Source organism: Fructobacillus apis (genome assembly GCF_023893635.1).
Lineage (GTDB): Bacteria > Bacillota > Bacilli > Lactobacillales > Lactobacillaceae > Fructobacillus > Fructobacillus apis.
This window is the reverse complement of record NZ_JAMWYK010000005.1, coordinates 1-17690: the sequence shown is the minus strand read 5'-3', so window position 1 is coordinate 17690 and position 17690 is coordinate 1. Positions and strand designations below refer to the sequence as shown.

General features: G+C 50.2%; 12 protein-coding genes and 14 tRNA genes. 2 read left to right on the top strand and 24 right to left on the bottom strand.

The window, feature by feature from the left end:
• Positions 1–39: 39 nt before the first annotated feature.
• The 7 genes from NFX39_RS04760 to NFX39_RS04730 all read right to left on the bottom strand — a co-directional run bounded on the left by NFX39_RS04760 (position 40) and on the right by NFX39_RS04730 (position 7916).
• The gene (locus tag NFX39_RS04760) at positions 40–798 is read right to left on the bottom strand and encodes a CPBP family intramembrane glutamic endopeptidase (protein ID WP_252443507.1); all 759 of its coding nucleotides are present in this window, start codon (positions 796–798) and stop codon (positions 40–42) included.
• 145 nt (positions 799–943) lie between these two features.
• Positions 944–1618 carry an ABC transporter ATP-binding protein gene (locus tag NFX39_RS04755; protein ID WP_252443505.1) on the bottom strand — a complete coding sequence of 225 codons (675 nt, stop codon included), beginning with the start codon at positions 1616–1618 and terminating at the stop codon, positions 944–946.
• A gap of 2 nt (positions 1619–1620) precedes the next feature.
• A complete protein-coding gene (locus NFX39_RS04750; RefSeq protein WP_252443503.1) occupies positions 1621–2679 on the bottom strand; it encodes an ABC transporter permease in 1059 nt (352 codons plus the stop codon).
• A 3-nt stretch (positions 2680–2682) separates the two neighbouring features.
• Positions 2683–3183 carry a TetR/AcrR family transcriptional regulator gene (locus NFX39_RS04745; protein WP_252443501.1) on the bottom strand — a complete coding sequence of 167 codons (501 nt, stop codon included), beginning with the start codon at positions 3181–3183 and terminating at the stop codon, positions 2683–2685.
• 152 nt (positions 3184–3335) lie between these two features.
• A complete protein-coding gene (locus tag NFX39_RS04740; RefSeq protein ID WP_420842958.1) occupies positions 3336–4427 on the bottom strand; it encodes a PTS sugar transporter subunit IIC in 1092 nt (363 codons plus the stop codon).
• Between the two features lie 409 nt (positions 4428–4836).
• Positions 4837–6498, bottom strand: a complete 1662-nt coding sequence (locus NFX39_RS04735; RefSeq protein WP_252443497.1) for a formate--tetrahydrofolate ligase — start codon at positions 6496–6498, stop codon at positions 4837–4839.
• 134 nt (positions 6499–6632) lie between these two features.
• A complete protein-coding gene (locus NFX39_RS04730; protein ID WP_252443495.1) occupies positions 6633–7916 on the bottom strand; it encodes a chloride channel protein in 1284 nt (427 codons plus the stop codon).
• 476 nt (positions 7917–8392) lie between these two features.
• On the opposite strand from NFX39_RS04730, the gene NFX39_RS04725 reads away from it, so the two are divergent.
• On the top strand, positions 8393–10621 hold the full coding sequence (locus tag NFX39_RS04725) for a copper-translocating P-type ATPase (protein ID WP_338030502.1): 2229 nt from the start codon (positions 8393–8395) through the stop codon (positions 10619–10621).
• Positions 10622–10719: 98 nt separating this feature from the next.
• On the top strand, positions 10720–11445 hold the full coding sequence (locus tag NFX39_RS04720) for an MIP/aquaporin family protein (RefSeq protein ID WP_252443493.1): 726 nt from the start codon (positions 10720–10722) through the stop codon (positions 11443–11445).
• Between the two features lie 49 nt (positions 11446–11494).
• Here NFX39_RS04720 and NFX39_RS04715 read toward each other — a convergent pair whose 3' ends face one another.
• From NFX39_RS04715 to NFX39_RS04635, 17 genes are all read right to left on the bottom strand, one after another.
• Complete coding sequence (locus NFX39_RS04715; protein ID WP_252443491.1) at positions 11495–12418, bottom strand: RluA family pseudouridine synthase; 924 nt, start codon at positions 12416–12418, stop codon at positions 11495–11497.
• A gap of 369 nt (positions 12419–12787) precedes the next feature.
• Positions 12788–14914 (bottom strand): LTA synthase family protein, encoded by a 2127-nt coding sequence (locus tag NFX39_RS04710; protein WP_252443489.1) that lies wholly within the window; start codon positions 14912–14914, stop codon positions 12788–12790.
• Between the two features lie 91 nt (positions 14915–15005).
• Positions 15006–16217: a DNA/RNA helicase domain-containing protein gene (locus NFX39_RS04705; protein ID WP_252443487.1), complete on the bottom strand. Its 1212-nt coding sequence runs from the start codon at positions 16215–16217 to the stop codon at positions 15006–15008.
• Positions 16218–16276: 59 nt separating this feature from the next.
• Positions 16277–16350, bottom strand: a tRNA-Ile gene (locus tag NFX39_RS04700).
• Between the two features lie 5 nt (positions 16351–16355).
• Positions 16356–16426 (bottom strand) — tRNA-Gly (locus NFX39_RS04695).
• A gap of 32 nt (positions 16427–16458) precedes the next feature.
• Positions 16459–16531 (bottom strand) — tRNA-Phe (locus NFX39_RS04690).
• 20 nt (positions 16532–16551) lie between these two features.
• A tRNA-Asp gene (locus tag NFX39_RS04685) sits at positions 16552–16625 on the bottom strand.
• Between the two features lie 3 nt (positions 16626–16628).
• Positions 16629–16702, bottom strand: a tRNA-Met gene (locus NFX39_RS04680).
• A 34-nt stretch (positions 16703–16736) separates the two neighbouring features.
• A tRNA-Ser gene (locus NFX39_RS04675) sits at positions 16737–16826 on the bottom strand.
• Between the two features lie 20 nt (positions 16827–16846).
• Positions 16847–16920, bottom strand: a tRNA-Ile gene (locus NFX39_RS04670).
• A gap of 13 nt (positions 16921–16933) precedes the next feature.
• A tRNA-Met gene (locus NFX39_RS04665) sits at positions 16934–17007 on the bottom strand.
• Between the two features lie 19 nt (positions 17008–17026).
• Positions 17027–17100, bottom strand: a tRNA-Pro gene (locus NFX39_RS04660).
• 46 nt (positions 17101–17146) lie between these two features.
• Positions 17147–17220, bottom strand: a tRNA-Arg gene (locus NFX39_RS04655).
• 6 nt (positions 17221–17226) lie between these two features.
• Positions 17227–17310 (bottom strand) — tRNA-Leu (locus NFX39_RS04650).
• A gap of 6 nt (positions 17311–17316) precedes the next feature.
• A tRNA-Gly gene (locus tag NFX39_RS04645) sits at positions 17317–17388 on the bottom strand.
• A gap of 6 nt (positions 17389–17394) precedes the next feature.
• Positions 17395–17467 (bottom strand) — tRNA-Thr (locus NFX39_RS04640).
• Positions 17468–17501: 34 nt separating this feature from the next.
• Positions 17502–17574, bottom strand: a tRNA-Val gene (locus NFX39_RS04635).
• Between the last annotated feature and the right edge of the window lie 116 nt (positions 17575–17690).

The window sequence follows — 17690 nt, the reverse complement described above, 5'->3', positions numbered from 1 at the left end:
CTCGGCCCTTATTGGCCGAGCTTTTTATTTTTATATGAATTACTTTGCGCCACGAATCTTCTTTGAAAGTGCTGGTTCGTGGTTCTTCCAGTAAAGGAAGGCCACGATGACCAACAAAATCTTGAAGTAGGAGAAGGCCGCCGTTGCGACCATTGCCATTTGGCTTCCAGACGTTGCCGTCAACATGAAGTCTTTAGCAAAGTGCATGGCAACCGCTGAAAAAATCGTACCCGTTTGGACGTAGATGGCCGTGTATGCCAATCCAGCCACGAAGGCCAAGACACATTGTACAATCACGTAGCCAACTGGTTGGTGACTCAAGTTCGTCATGTGCATCAAACCGAAGACCAAGTTGGAGTAAAAGATTCCCTTCACCAACGTCTTGCGGCTGTAGTCTTCCTTCAAGAGGTAAGTCAAGAAGAGGCCAAGCAACACACCACGAGCTAGGAATTCTTCAGGGAAACCACCCATGGCACCCGTGAGCAATCCTTCCACCACGTTATCAGCGGAGAGGAATGGCAACATCACAGCCACGATGAAGACCCAGTAAGCGGCCTGAACCCAAGAGAAGCTTGGCTTCATGTAGAACTTTTGCTTCGTAATCAAGGCGTTCAAAATCAACACAACGATCAATTCAATCAACTTGAATGAGAAGTTGGCTTGGAACTGCGTCATGTGGAATTGGTCGTACGCCCAGTTCAACAACTGGTACACACCGATTTGTTCAACAACGAGGTCAACAACCAAAAAGATGGCCGTCAACGTGATTAACTTTTTCAATCCTTTGTTTTGGTCCAAAATGGGCCTCCTTATTCAGACATGTTTGGAATACTTGCAGTATAACACGCTTTTAGGGTGGATTTCAATAAGAAACAGTTAGGGGTCTAGACGATTTACCTGCAGTAAAAAAGTCGGCCGGGGCCGACTTTGACTTGGGTAATTGTTATTTTTCGAGGGAAATTTGACCGTCTACGAGCTCGTAGATTTTGTCTGCCTGTTCCTTGAGCCGGAGGTCGTGAGTCACGACCACCACGGCCTTCCCGGATTTCTCGGCGATGTCCTTAAAGAGCTGGGCCACTTCTTTCACGCGGTTGGAGTCGAGCGCCGCCGTCGGTTCGTCGGCCAGGATAAAGTCGGGGTCGGCATAGAGCGCGCGGGCGATGGCCACACGCTGGCTCTGCCCACCCGAGAGTTCACCCGGGAACTTGTGGAGCAGTTGCTCGATACCTAAGCGGTCAATGTAACGCTTGAAAGTTTTCTCATCGAGATTGCCATCTTTTTTCACCTTGTCGACCAGCTTGAACTGGTCTTCAACCGTTAGGTACGGTACCAGGTTGTAGGACTGCAAAACGAAGCCGATGTTGTTCAGGCGAAAGGCGTCCGCCGCCTTTCCCTGCATGCTATCGAGGCGCTTGCCGTTCACCAAAACCGTTCCATTCGTTGGCTGTTGCAAGCCACCAAGAATCGTCAAGAGCGTGGACTTTCCCGATCCAGAAGGTCCGAGAATCAGCGTTAACTCCCCTTCCTTCGCTTCAAAATTGACTTCCTTTAGGGCCTGGACCTGATTGAGTCCAGAACCAAAGACTTTGTTGACGTTTTCTAACGTTAAACCTTTCATTGTTAACCTCCAATGACCGACACAGGGTCAATCTTTGCAATGATGCGCATCGGTATGATTGCACCGACGATTCCGGTCACAACGAGTGCGATACCCGTGACAACCATCAACTTCGAATCAAAGAGAATGGGTGCGGAGGCTGGAATGCCCAACGCTGTCAGGGCTGCGAGCGTCGCTCCCAAGACGACCGCGGCGACCATCATGATAATCGTTTGGCCGAGCGTGTTCTTGATTAAGTATGACGTTGGAATTCCTTGTGCTCGCAAGACCGCCAGGTTTTCGAGCTTCTGTACCGTCAGAATGTAGAGGAAAATCGCGACAATCACGACGGAGATGACAATCAAGAATCCAATCATGAACTTGAAGGTCTGGTTCTGAGCGCTGTACCCAGGCATCTTGTTGAATAACTCCTGACGGTTGTAAGCCTGAAGATTGTCGTTTTTGTTTTCGAGCTGCTTTTGACTAACCAACCCTGAACCGACAAACTGGTTGCCCACACCCTTGATGTCCGCCCAGTTATCCTGGCTACCGTAAACCACGGGCGCCATGTTATAGACGGCGTTCTTCGCGAATCCAACGACCGTATATTCGTTATCAGAAAGGCCCATTTGAACCTTTTGGCCGAGCTTGAAACCCTGTTGTTCGAGCTTGTTTGAAAGCACAACCTCGTTTTGAGCGCTGTAGTTGCGACCGGACGTGATGTCAATTTGCTTTTTAATGGTGGACTGACCCTTTGTTCCAACGTAGGTGGCGGACTGGCGATCCTTGTCGTTCTTCACAATTCCCTGGGCAAGACCGACGAGGTCTGTGTTCTTCTGTTTGTCAGAATCACCAGGCAGGTCCTGCTTTTTAACGAGCGACTGGGCCAGGTTCCCGTTCGCATCCTTTGACATCACAACGGACTGGCTGTCCCAGCTTATCACTGCGGCCGTGTTTTGATTTGAGAGGCCCGCCGCCAAGGCAGACAGAATGAAAATTAAGTATGAGATGAGGAGAATCACGCCGATGACAAGCCCGTAGCGGAGCTTCTCCTTCTTCATTTCGTTAATCGCTAAAAACATGGTTTACTTCCCTTCAAAATAATCTTTGAGTTCATCCAAACGTTGGAGGACCTGTTCTTGTTTGTCTTCGTCCTTGAAGTAATCGTAGACGAGCTGGTGGACGGCGATTCCGGCTAACCAGTCTTCTAGAGGTTGCCCAAAGGCTTCCTGTGGAATCCGTTTTTGGGCGAGTAGAATCGGCTCGTTCATTTCGTAGTAGTGGAGGAAGAAGTCACGGTAGGCCGTCTTTTCGGCGGCTTTCAAGAATTCCTTTGTCTTTTTAAAGGGATCCTTTTCCGATTTCTTCGGGTGCACTTCCTCGAGCACAATTTTTAAGACGTGCAAGTAGGCGTCTTCCAAATCTTCAAAGTAGGTGTAAAAAGAACCACGGGGAATCCCCGCTTCCTCAACAACATCTTTGACGGAGATGTTTAATAAATCCTTTTTGGAAAAGAGACGAATGAGACATCCTTCCAGATGGACTCTTTTTTCATCCTTTAAGTTCAAAAACATTTCTTTAGGCATGTCCGCCTCCTTGTTGCTGACTAAGAATTTTGACAGCGTGTCATTTCTTCATTGAGCTATTTTACACCGTTTTGACACGGTGTCAATATTTATGCAGTAAAAAAGTCGGCCGGGGCCGACTTTGACTTTTATATTCATTGTGCAATCCGCGCTTAAATCATATCGAGGTGCATTTGATCCTTCTTGATCCAGTTCATCTTGCGCATTGCCCAGTAAGTGAAAAATGAGATAACGACTGGCATGGCAACGGCTACGATCATGTAGGCGATGAACATTGGCATGCTCTTTCCGGCAAGAGCGAGCGGCACGATGAAGGAGTTGAATCCGATTCCAGCCATCGTGAACGGCACCGTTACGTGGAACATCATCGTTGCGATTGGGGCGGCAATAGCGGCACCAATCATTGGTGGAATCAGGATCATTGGGTTCTTGATCACGTTTGGGAATTGAATCTTTGGCGTCACGATTCCCTGTGCAATCGTGGCACCGATCTTGTTTTCGTGGAATGACATGGCTGGGTATGAAACGAACACGGCCGTCGTTCCAACCAGGATGGCACCGGCTGCTTCTGGTGACGTGATTCCCGTCGCACCGATGGCAACGGCAAGGGCTGCGGCAGAGGCAGGCGTCATCGTCATCGCACCAAAGGCCATGGCAACGACTGCGGACCCGATAATTGGGTTAACCAGAATCATTGAGGCGATGCTGTGTCCAAGCCAAACAAGGAACGGCGTCGTCACGATGGCGAGGTAGTAACCGGAAACGGTTCCCACAATCGTCGTTGCTGCGGGCACGATAATCATGTCAAGCGGCGTCTTACCCGAGAGCCACTTTCCGAAGACAACGGCGATTACACCGGCTAAGACGGCGGAGATTGGTTGTCCGGTCGTCATGACCGTTGACCCTGCCACTTGGGCGGATGAGAAGCCCGTCATCGTCTTTAAGACCATTGGCGTCGTCGTGAAGAAGACCGCGTTTGCACCAACCGTTGAAGCGGCCATGGCGGAGAACATCACCATCGTGTTCGTCTTCATCTGAGAAGCGATGGCTGCTCCGAATGCTGCGGGCAAGATCACCTTCGTCACTGCCCCCATCTGTACCATTGGGCCCCAGTGAATGAAGCCGGCGATGGTTTGCAGTAAGAGTCCCATTCCAAGCGTTACCAAGATGGCGTTGGAAACGGCGGCGGAAACGTTATAAACCATTTCCTTGACCGGTGTCTTCTTGTTTTCTTGTTCAAACATTTGTTCTTCGGCTTGTTCGAAGTCCTTGACGCTATCGTCGCGCCTTACTTGTGATGGGTTTTGTGCCATATCCATAGTTCTTGTTTCCTTTCAAAATAAAAAGGCCCTGGTAGTCGTAACTACCAGGACCTATTCGGTGATGAGCAGTTACTAGGATTTGTTCCTAGTAACTTGAACGCAAAATCAACTTACTAGGATTAACTTAGCAAGCTCAACAACAAGGCAAATTCAGATGAGATCGTGTTTTGGTTCTTGATTACAGGGATAAACATGAGCGTCATCCTCCTTTCCTTTGTTTTATGATAATTTTATTATAACATGAGATATTTCTTATGCAAGTAAAAATGAGAAATAAATTAAAAAAGTCGGCGAAAGCCGACTTTAATCGTGTTTTGATTTTGTTTTTTTGTTAGAAGAGTCCCGTGATGTGACCATTCTCATCGATGTCGATGTCCATGGCCGCCGGATGCTTTGGTAATCCTGGCATGGTCAATACATTACCGGTCAAGGCAACGAGGAAGCCAGCCCCGAGCTTTGGCACGAACTCACGCACGTGAATGGTGAAGTCCTTTGGTGCACCGAGCTTCTTCGCATCGTCTGAAAGTGAGTACTGCGTCTTAGCCATCACGATTGGCAACTTGTCCCAGCCGTGCTTGGCAAATGATTGGAGTTGCTTTTCGGCCTTGTCCGAAAGTACCACGTCTTTTCCGCCGTAGATTTCCTGAACAATCTTTTGCAACTTCACCTTGGCGTCGTCTTCTGGTGCGTAGAGTGGGGAGAAGTCGGCTGATTCCGCCGTCTTTTCCACGACCGCTTCGGCCAATTCCTTGGCACCTGCACCACCCTTGGCCCAGACGTCGGCGACGATCGCCTTTGCGCCGAGTTCTTCGGCCGCTTCTTGCACGATGGCCATCTCGGCTTTTGTGTCAGCCGTGAAGCGGTTCACTGCTACAACGACCGGTGCCCCGTAGCGCTGCATGGCCTTGATGTTTTGCTGGAGGTTTTTCACACCAGCCTTCACAGCGGCCAAGTTTTCCGTGTTCAAATCGGCGAGTGCTTGGCCACCGTGGTGTTTGATGGCGCGGACCGTCGCTACGACCACGACCGTGTCCGGCGCCTTGCCGAGCTTTGGCACCTTGATGTCCATGAACTTCTCACCACCGAGGTCAGCACCGAATCCGGCTTCCGTCACGGCGTAGTCCGCGAGTTGCAGGGCGGCCTTCGTGGCCTGAACGGAGTTCGTTCCCTGCGCGATGTTAGCGAATGGACCACCGTGGATGATGGCCGGCGTGTGGGCCAGCGTCTGCACCAAGTTCGGCTTGATGGCGTCCTTCAAGAGCACCGTCAAAGCACCGGCAACGCCGAGGTCCTTGGCCGTCACGGGTTCTTTGTCGAAGTTGTAGGCAACCACGATGTTTTCCACGCGGCGCTTCAAGTCCATGAGGTCGGTTGAAAGCGTAAGAATGGCCATCATTTCGGAGGCCACCGTGATGTCGAAACCGTCTTCGCGCGGCACACCAGACGTTGGCCCACCGAGACCGATTGTCGTGTGGCGGAGCGCACGGTCGTTAATGTCCAAGACACGCTTCCAAATCACACGGCGTTGATCGATGTGGAGTGGGTTTCCTTGGTAGATGCTGTTATCCAGGGCGGCGGACAGCATGTTGTGAGCTGCCGTCAGCGCGTGGAAGTCACCCGTAAAGTGCAGGTTGATGTCGGCCATCGGAACGACCTGTGAGTAACCACCACCGGTTGCCCCACCCTTTAAGCCCATGACGGGACCAAGGGAAGGCTCGCGGAGAGCGATCATCGTTTTCTTACCGGCCATTGAAAGGGCATCGGCCAAACCGACCGTCACCGTGGACTTCCCCTCACCGGCTGGGGTTGGGTTGATGGACGTCACCAAGATTAACTTTCCAAGTTCTGCCTTTTGGCGGCTCTTATCCAGGTTAATCTTTGCCTTATCGAACCCGTAAGGCTCGATTTCGATCGTCTTCAACCCCGCCTTTTCGGCGATTTCTTGAATCGGCCAAACCTCTGCCTCTTGGGCAATCTCAATATCACTTTTCATGCCGACACCTCCTGCATTTCTTAACCTTAGTATACTAAATTTTGTCATAAAAAAAGGCAGGCATTTGCCTGCTTTTTGCACGATTTACATCGATGGGTCGCTTTTGACTTTTACAGCTTTCGCCAATGCCAAAGTCAGACCCGACCCGTCCACCAAGTTAGGTACAACTTTGACGTGGCAGAGGAGAGCGCAACCGTGGCCGCGAAAATAATGAGCGCGGACGAATCTAGGTGCGCGATTTCAAAGACCATAAACATCGCCATCAAAGGTGCCTGCTGGCTCGCGGCCAAAAGCGCTACCGCTCCAATTAAAGCGAAGTGCCATGGTTCAACGCCCGGCATGACGCAGGAAAGACCGGCGGCAATCACCAGACCAACGACGGAACCAAGCGCGATGGAAGGTGTGAGCGTTCCACCCGTTCCACCACCGTAAAGGGTGAAGAAGGTAATCCCGAATTTAAGCAGTCCCAACATAATGAAGAAAAAGAGCAGCGATTCGTTGTGCTGGAGGAATGCGGATTGCGCAACGGCGCGTCCGTTCCCCATGATTTCAGGAAAAAACCAGGCGATGATTCCGGTGGCCAAACCAACGAGTGGCATGGTTAAGAGGAGCGCCTTCCCCTTCGCCTGCTTGGCTTGCGCCCAGGCAAAGGCCTGCTTGGCCCATGCCCCGAAGAGGCCGGCGATTGGTCCGACCACGGGGGCGGCAAGTAGCAACCAGAGCGAGAAGTGCGTGTCCAAGACGAGGTAGTAAGGTGAAAAGCCCTTGGCAAGCGATCCCATCAAAGCGGCAATCGTGGACATCGTCATGGAGACGGCGATGTTTTTAATGGAATTTTTCTTCAATAGAAGTTCGACGGAGAAAAGCATTCCCGTGATTGGCGCGATGTAGACACCGGCGAATCCAGCACCGGCCGCCGCAGTCAGGAGCAACTTTTGATCGGCGCTATCAATTTTTAGCACCGGGACCTTGGCCACCAAGCCCTGGTAGCGCTGGGATAGCATGACACCGAGTTGCCGTGGGGCGAGTTCACGTCCGATGGAACCCCCGGTTCCAACGTAAAAGATTTGCGTCAAAACGTTTAAGATGGTCTTCCAAAACGGCATCTTCTTGCCATCCAAGGCGCCCTTAATGCTGACAATGGCGGGCTGGTTGCGGCGAATCAAATACCATACGAGGGCCGCAACAACCCCACCGACCGTAACGGAGATAAGGCGGCGCATTGGGGCTACTTCGCTTGGCACAGCGTGCTGGTAATTCTCATGGAATTGCATGAAAAAGTCGGCGACGACATCTAAGAAGAGTGACAGGAGCATGGCGGCAAAACCGATGATCACGGCAAGGGTGATGGTCGCGATGCCGAGCGCGGCGACGCGGCGCCAGTCAAAGCCGTTCTGTTGTGCTGCTTGTTCGTTCATGAAAAGTACCTTCTATTAATGGAATGAAATGTTTTTGATTCGACCCGCGCGTTTTATGCCTTCGCCTGCTTCGGCAGACACAACACGGGCTGGGAGTTATCAGTGCTGGCGCAAGACACGTTGAAGTGTTGGACCAACGGGGGGGTAGCGGCCGAATATAGCGGACACCGCCACTTTTCTTACGCTACGATTAATACGATTCAAAGCGGCCACAACCGCTTTTCTTACGCTATTAAATGTACAAAAGTCACCATTAAAAAGCAAGAACGGCTTCAAACTTCAGAAATTATGACCTATACCAATAGAATTTGTTTTTCTGAGGAATGGGTCGGGTTTGACTTTGATAGTGGCTATATAACATGAGATAAAAGCGATAAATATGATGATAAAGCACATTCAATCTAATCTATTGCACGTTTTTATATTTTGATTTAAACTAGACCAGTAGACATATTCTCTAGTGAAAGGAGCCTTCCATGAAGAAAGAAGATTCAGAAATGAAAGACATGAACATGGATGACATGGGGCACATGGACCACGAAAAGATTGGCCACATGCATCACGACGACCATGAAGGCCACAAAATGAACATGGACCATGGAAAAATGGACCACGGTAACATGACCCATGATCACCAGGAGCACGAGCACGATGCTCAACAACACAAGAGTGACGAGATGAGTCACATGGACATGAATCATGATGGGCACAAGATGGACCACGACCACATGAACATGGACCACGGTTCAATGGCCGGAATGGCGGGCATGGGCGGCATGCACATGCACATGAACCACGGGGATATGAAGAAGCGCCTCTGGTGGTCACTTGGGCTCCTCATTCCGCTCCTCTTCGTCACGCCTTTCATGGGCGTTGACCTACCATTCACGCTGACCTTCCCAGGTTCGAACTGGGTAACAGCCCTTTTGGCAACGGCCATGTACGTGGTTGGAACAAAGCCATTCTTCTCCGGCGCCAAGGGCGAGCTGCAAGATAAGAAACCTGCGATGATGTCCCTGATTTCGATGGGACTCCTTGTCACCTACTGGGTTTCGATGTACGCCTTTGTGGCCAACACCTTCTTTGGAATGGACACGATGGACTACTTCTTCGAGTTTGCCTCCCTTGTTGTCATTATGTTGCTTGGTCACGTCATTGAGATGCAAGCCACGATGGCAGCTGGAAACGCCACTTCCGAATTGTCGAAGTTGACGCCGGAAACCGCGCACGTGAAGCACGGTGACTCCTTCATGGACATGCCCGCTTCGTCATTGAAGCCCGACATGGAAGTGCAGGTGCAAGCCGGGGAGTCATTCCCAGCTGACGGTGTTGTGCTTTCTGGAAGCTCACAGGTCAACGAATCCTTGATGACCGGTGAATCAAAGCCAGTGAAGAAGGAAAAGGACGCCAAGGTCATCGGAGGAACGATTAACGATGATGGAACGTTGCTTGTCCGGGTCACGGCCGTCGGAGACGACTCCTTCCTCGGTCACTTGAAGAGCACCTTATCCGAAACGGAACAGTCCTCTTCAAAGGCCGAATCACTCGCCAACAAGGTTGCCGGCTGGCTCTTCTGGGTCGGTTTGGTATCCGCCGTTTTGGCTTTGGTTGTTTGGACCGCCATTTCAGGATTCAGCCAATCCTTTAACATGGCCGTCACGACCTTAATCATCGCCTGCCCCCACGCATTGGGATTGGCTATTCCACTGGTTATCCAGCGTACAAAAGCGATCGCTGCTAAGGACGGTATCTTGATTAAGAAGCACGGTGCAGTCTTGCAGGCTAAGCACTTGGACTACGTCTTGATGGATAAGACGGGAACGTTGACCACGGGTCAGTTCGACGTGCAAAAGATTGATAGCAAGAACAACGATGAACAAAACGTTCTTGCTGTGATGGCAGCCTTGGAAAACCAGTCTTCCCACCCATTGGCAAAGGCCATTGTGAAGAAGGCAAACGAAGAAAAGGCATCATCTAAGCAGGCGGAAAACGTTCAAACGATGAAGGGATTCGGTGTGAAGGGTTCCGTCGATGGCAAGGAATACGCCATTGTAAACGGTCGTTACTTGGACGAACAAGGCATCGATTACGAAAAGATGGATGCCGACGGTACGGTTTCTTACTTGATTGAAGGAAAGGAAGTCGTCGCTTCCATCGCCCTTGGTGATTCAATCAAGGATTCAGCCGCTGACTTCGTTAAGCAGCTGCACGACCGTCACATCACGCCAGTTATCGTGACCGGTGACGGTGACCAAACTGCTGCCAAGGTAGCTCAGATTTTGAACATCGATGAGTACAAGGCCAATGTGTCACCTCAGGATAAGATTGATATTGTTAAGCAGTATCAACAACAGGGTAAGGTCATGATGATCGGTGATGGAATCAACGATGCCCCTGCTTTGGCACAGGCGGACTTGTCTGTTGCCATCGGTGCTGGAACAGACGTTGCGCAGGCTTCAGCCGACGCCGTCTTGATTTCCAAGTCGCTCTATAAGATCATCGACTTGATTTCATTGGCCCACAACGCGAACCAGAAGGAAATCCAAAACCTCTGGTGGGGAGCCGGTTATAACATCTTGGCCATCCCAACGGCCGCGGGTGTCTTTGCCGGACTTGGTATCATGATTAACCCAATGATTGGAGCGATCGTGATGTCCCTTTCAACGTTAATTGTGGCCGGAAACGCGATGTTACTGCATAAATAACGTAAAAATTTTCTAAAATAGTCTGATTTTAAAGTTCCTTTATTCTAAAAAGCGTACAATAGGTAATTGTAAAGAAAGAATAAAAGGAGCTTTTTTATATGCGTAAGTATATCTCAGAATTTCTTGGAACGGCTTTCTTGGTAATCTTTTCAACGGTTGCTTTGATTTACGTTTCAACTTTCTCAATCGGTCAACTCTTTGATGTGATGGCTGTGTTGGGATTGGCAATCGCTTTGTTGATGTTCGTGTTCGGACAATTTGCAGACGGTGGTCACTTTAACCCAGCTGTTTCATTGGCGGCTGCTTTGAACAAGCAGATTTCATGGAAGACGTTTGGTTTCTACCTCTTGTCACAAGTGATCGGTGCCATGGTTGGTGCATACGCTGCGGTGACGACGTTGGTTCCTGTGATCAACGCACAAATGTCATCATCAGCACAAAGCACTGGTCAAGCAGCTTCTGTGAAGGCACAACAAATCTTTGACACGTTGCAACCAACGGCATCTGTTGCCTCATTGCCAGTGTCATTGATGATCGAAGGTATCTTTACCTTTATCTTGGTCTTTGTCACGGTTTTGGCCTTCCAAAAGATGCCAAAGCAAGCACCAGTAATCGCTGGTTTGGGTATGACTTTGTCAGCCTTTGTGGCTTACCCATTGACTTCTGGATTGTTGAACCCAGCACGTGCCTTTGCACCAGTTCTCTTCGCAGGATTGGGCTCAACGGGACACGTATGGTTCTTCTTGATCGTGGAATTCATCGCGGCTGCGTTGGCAGGATTGGCTGTCTTGTACTTCGTAAAGGAAGACAAGAAAGCTGCCTAAGCTTTTTAAAGAGCATTAAAAAAGACGACTCGTTTGTTCGAGTCGTCTTTTATTTTGTCTTCAAATACTCCTGGACAAAGGCGTCGTCTAACGACCACGCCCACTGCTCCCCATACCAACCAAACGGCACCGGCAGCACGAGCTCTGTTGCTTGTAAGAGCAGGCGGGAGGCGGGTGCTCCCCCGTATAATTCGTCCCCCACAATGGCGTGCTTTGAGCTTGCGAGGTGCACCCTCAGCTGATGCATTCTCCCCGTATGCAGCGTTAGCTCGAGCAAGCTTGATTGAAGCTCGGGATAGTCCGCGATTACCTGATAAGTGGTGCACGCGCTTTGGCCGCCATCTTCAATCGGCATAACGGTCCTCAGGCGGTCATCCTGCGGGTCACGTCCGATCGGTGCATCGAACACACCGCTATTCTCTGTAAAGCCCCCCGAAACCAGGGCGTGGTATTTTTTAACGACCTTCTTTTCTTTAATCAGGCGGTTAATGATGGGCACGACCAACGGATTCTTTCCGATGATGACTAAACCGGAAGTGTCCCGGTCAAGTCGGTGGGTCATGTAGGCGGAAGCTGGTTGGCCAAGCGACATCACGCCCCGCTTTTTTAGGTCGGCCGTCACGTAGTTTAAAAGTGTGTCTTCTTCGGTGACGGAATGGGCGTGCATCTTCATGCCGGCGGGCTTGTTCACGACCAAAAAGTCCTCGTTTTCAAAAACGACGGGCACCTTGTCTTTTGAATTGGCAGGATAAGGGCCCTGCTTTTCAAAGTCTTCTTCGTCAAAGGTGAGCTTCAGTTCGTCGCCTTTTTCGAGGACGTGGGCCGTCGACACCCACTTGCCGTTCACTTCGATTCCACGGCTCTGGCGGAGCTTTCCCCGAAGATGTTTAGGCACGTACCAGGCCGTTAACAAGTCTTTAACCGAGTGGCCAGCGGCTCCTTCTTCAATTGTCAGCACTTTTGTGTAGATCATTTGCTTTCCTTTTCGTGGCCCATCGATTCATCGATTGAACCGGCACGCGCTTGCTAATCTCATCCTTTTCGCGCGCCAGCCTTAACACCATTTCCTCTTCGTGGGGCCATCAATTCATCGATTGAACCGGCGTGAGCTTGCTAATCTCATCTTTTTGGAGCACCAGGCTTAACACAATTTCCTGTCGCGCCGCCTTAACACAATTTCCTCTCGCGCCGCCTTCTCATCCATCCTTTTGGCACGTCTCCGCCTTTCATTCATGCTCGTGGCAGCGCACGATGCACGACTCCGCCTTCCAACACACCACCTTGCAATCAGCTCAATTCTATCATTACTCAATAAAAAAACAGGAGAAACTCCTGTTTTTCTTTATTTTCCAGTCTCTTCAGGTGCGTTGGTTTCGTACAGGTTAGCCGTACTCTTCCATTGCTTTTGTGCCAAGAGTGAGGAGGAATTGGCAGCGGATGATGCCTTTTGGAGGCGTTTCATCGTCGCTTCTTTTTCGTAGTTGTAGTTGGCGGCGTTCACGTTCTTGAAGTCTTCTGGATGATAGAAGCGCAGCAAGTTTTTCTGGTTAACCGTGTCGGAAATGGCCAACTTCTCGCGGGCCTTCTTTTGGAGCTTGTCGAAGAGTTCTTCTTGCTCCTTGGTTGGCTTTTCAACAATGGTGTTGGTTTGCGTGTTCCAGATGGTTCCGGAAATGGAGGCATACTCCGGCGTGATCCAGTCCTTGTTTCGCATCACAACCAACTGGTCGCGGTCCTTTGACAAAAGGTCTTGTCCGAACTGAATGTAGCGCTTGCTTGGCAAGTCCAAAAGGTGCAGGAGCGTTGGCGCTACGTCGATTTCACCACCATAGGTGTGTTGTATACCACCGTTTTGAAGTCCTGGAATATGGATGATCAACGGCGTGCGTTGTTCGTTGACATTATCCAGATCTGTCCAGTTGTTGGCGTCTTTTCCAAGGATTGGGGCAAGTTCTGCGCTTTCGGAGTTGTTGATGCCGTAGTGATCACCGTAAAGCACAACCGCCGTGTTTTCGTACAGGCCAGACTTCTTCAGGTAGTTAAAGAATTCCTGAATGGACTGGTCCAAGTAGCGGTTCGTGACAAAGTAGTTATCGATGTACTTGGAACCAGAATTCGTCGTTTGGAACGTGGGGTCCTGGTCTTCTTTATCGATTTCAAAGGGCGTGTGGTTCGTGACCGTCAAATACTTTGCATAGAAAGGCTGTGGGAGCTGTTCGAGGTATGGAATGGATTCCTTGAACAAAATCTTGTCCTTCAAACCCCAAGCCGTTGCGCGCTTGCCGGTCGCATTGAAGTAGTTCCCCGAAATCCAGTTCTGGTAGCCCATGTTCTTGTAAACGTTGGTGCGGTTCCAGAATGAGCCGTTATTTCCGTGGAAGACGGCTGAAGAATAGCCTGCTCGTTGGTTTAAGATGGCTGGCATGGCCTGGAAAGTCTGGTCCGACCCCAATTTTGCAAAGAGTGATCCCTGCGGCAAGCCGAAGGTCGACGTCTCCAACATGTTTTCAGCATCGGAGGTTTTACCCTGGCCGACCTGGTGGAAGAAGTTGTCAAAGGACAAGGAATCGTTGCTGTGGTAAAGGGAATTCAAGAAGGGCGTGACTTCCTGTCCGTTGACGCGACGGTCGATGGAGAGCTGTTGGAAGGACTCCAAGTGAATAACCACCACGTTCTTTCCCTTGGCCTTTCCAGCATAATCAACATTCATGCCGGCGTAGTTGTCATCGACGTACTTCTTCACCTGGTTCATTTCTTCCGGACGAGCCGACTTACGAACCTGGGAAGTGGTAAAGGTGTTATAAGCGTCGAGTCCAAGGAAAGGTCCAAGGCCCAAGTACTTCACGAGGTACTCACGGTCAAACTGACGGGTGAGCAGCTGCGGACGCTCGATGTCAGCAACACCCAAGTTGGCCATAATGAAGCAGAAGCCTGCTGCCATGAGGGAAGCAACACGACGCTTTGGAATGAATTGGCGGTCCATCTTGATTCGCTTACGGAAGAGCAAGTAAATCAACACAATCAAATCGATCCAAAGGATAATGTCCAGCCAATCAAAGGAAACGGCTCCAGCAGCCTTTCCTCCTTGGTTGACGGAAGAATAAGTCAGCATGGTGTTCACGGACATGAAATCCGTGAATTCACGGAAGTAGATGACGTTCAGGTATAAGAAAGTCGTCATGAGTCCGTTCAAAACAATGGTTGCCCCGTAGAAGAGCGGACTCTTCTTAAAGAGGAGCGGCAACGCCATGACGAGGGCCGTAAAACCGAGTGGGTTGATGATGACAAGCACCACCTGAAGCGGTGTCGAAACGTGCATCCAGCGGAAGTCCGCGCCATAGACAAAGAGTGTCTTTGCCCAAACGAGCAGAACGGAAAAGACAAAGAAGCCCATCCGTGTTTGCAGCTTTGATAAGGTCCAGGAAGCAGCGTTCCGACCATTTTGTTTGACTTGTTTTAACCAGTTCATAGTAGTTATATTATACCGTTAAATGATGTGCTTTTCAGTGGAAAAACCATCTGAAAACCCCTGCTTATAAACAGGCTTTTGATTACCATTGCTAGCGTGCAAGTTCCATCAAACGCTTGCGTAGCTTGTCGTCGGCCGCCGTGATAAACAGGCCGAAGCGACCGCGCTTCGCAAGGACGTTTAAGGCGTGCATCATGAAGTCCTGCTTAGCCTTTTCGATGTCTTTTTCTTCCGTTAGATGAGGTGACTTCTTGTAAATTTCGCGGTGGATGACCTTGTCAGGATTCACGACGATGGCATCGTTTTGCTCGTCGTACTCATAGGCCGGGCTTAAGATGAGGCCAACTAAATTCAAGTCAAAGCCCTGCACCGTGTATATCGATCCGACTTCGTTCACCGATTCGGGCCGCTTAGCCCAGGTCAGTTCCTGGGGGTCGTACTCATCCCAAGGCTGGTCAAAGTCATCCATCTTGACGTGGTGTTCATCGCTTTCATCGTGTGCAAAACCTGTCGTCGAGACGATGCGGGCCATGCCCATCTCCTTGTCGACCTTCTTTATCTCAGAAAAGAGGTCGGCCGCTCGGTCAAACACACGCAGCTGGTAACCCGCCCGTTCGCTTTCCTTTGGCAAAGGGCTGAGCTTCCCCTCTGCAAAATTATCGATCCATTCACGGACACGAGGATTGGCCTGCATGCGGTACTGAAAGTCGAGTGGAAACACCTTGTGGTCAACGCCCTTTAGGACGTTATCCAATAGTTTTTGATTCCAAAACATCTTACTCTGAATCACTTGGTCAAAGTCAAAAACGACCACGACAACTTTGCTTAACCGAATCAATTCAGTGAGTTGGTTATTTTGGAAGAACTTGATGTAAGGCTCCGACTTCGTTAGCAGAAGATGCCCTTCGTCAATAAAGAGCACATCGAGTTCTTTTCCTTCCTTGTCCAAGCGGTTAATGATACTTGTTGGTCGTTGATAGTCCTTTTTAAAGATGAATGGATACTTAGCGCCCATGTCTGCATAGACTTTCAATAATTCGGGATGGTTAACCGTAAAAGCGGTCCTTAAACCAAAATACGGACTGGCTTTCTCGCTCTTTTCCTCTCTAATGTCCTTAAAAAGCTTTGTGAGCAACACGGACTTACCGGTACCAGCAGAACCCTCAATAACAGCAACGTGGTGCTCATCGTCTCTTAATGAGCTTTTGATGTACGCCTTTAATTCAGAAATGCTTTCCTCTTGTTCAGGAGAGAACTCATCCCGGTCAAAGGGATCTAAATTGTCTTCAATGCTTGTTTTCATAAGTTCAGTATATGCTTTTTAAAGGCACAAAAAAAGACATACCGAAGTATGTCGTTTGATGGGCCATCCTGGATTCGAACCAGGGACCTCTGCGTTATCAACACAGCGCTCTAACCAACTGAGCTAATGGCCCATATAAGCGAATGACGGGAATCGAACCCGCATAGCCAGCTTGGAAGGCTGGAATTCTACCATTGAACTACATTCGCATCATATCTTTTCTTTTCGGGGTTGTACCCTATGGCGCTGGACGGAATCGAACCGCCGACACATGCAGCTTCAATGCATTGCTCTACCAACTGAGCTACAGAGCCAACTTTTCTTACTAAGAAAACGGTCACAACGGGACTCGAACCCGTGATCTCCTGCGTGACAGGCAGGCGTCCTAACCACCTAGACCATGCGACCAAATTGCGGGAGCAGGATTTGAACCTGCGACCTTCGGGTTATGGGCCCGACGAGCTACCGAACTGCTCCATCCCGCGATAATATTATTCGACTTGTTGGGCTTTTGCCCTAAGGAGAATGAGGGATTCGAACCCTCGCGCCGGTTTCCCGACCTGACGGTTTTCAAGACCGTTCCCTTCAGCCAGACTTGGGTAATTCTCCATAATATGTGGCCATATAAATGGACCATGTTGGACTCGAACCAACGACCGGACGGTTATGAGCCGTCTGCTCTAACCAGCTGAGCTAATGGTCCCTGTTCGAGCCTATCGCGGCAGGGGGAATCGAACCCTCGACCTCTCGGGTATGAACCGAACGCTCTAGCCAGCTGAGCTACACCGCGATTCCGCTGTTTCCAGCCATCGGGACGACAGGATTCGAACCTGCGACCCCCTGGTCCCAAACCAGGTGCTCTACCAAGCTGAGCTACGTCCCGTTCCTTTTTTGGACCATTACTAGCCCGTTGTCTCTTATTGAGACGATGCACCTAGCAGGAGTCGAACCTGCAACCTCCTGATTCGTAGTCAGACGCTCTATCCAATTGCGCTATAGGTGCATATGATGCCGGCGACCGGGATCGAACCGGTACGATGTTTCCATCGCAGGATTTTAAGTCCTGTGCGTCTGCCTATTCCGCCACGCCGGCATTCCAAGCGAACAACGGGATTCGAACCCGCGACCCCCACCATGGCAAGGTGATGTTCTACCTCTGAACTATGTTCGCATAATATGCCGACTAAAGGATTCGAACCTTCGACCCCCGCTTTACAAGAGCGGTGCTCTACCAGCTGAGCTAAGTCGGCTGGATGCACGACGCGGCGTTTTGACCTTAGTCAATGGACGCTACAGGGATCGAACCTGTGACCCCCTGCTTGTAAGGCAGGTGCTCTCCCAGCTGAGCTAAGCGTCCAAAATAAAAACGAGCTTCTCACTCGTTTTATATGTACAGGCATCGCGTCGTCCTATCCTCGCAGCCAGCGTTCCGGCAACTACTTTTGGCGCTAAAGAGCTTAACTTCTGTGTTCG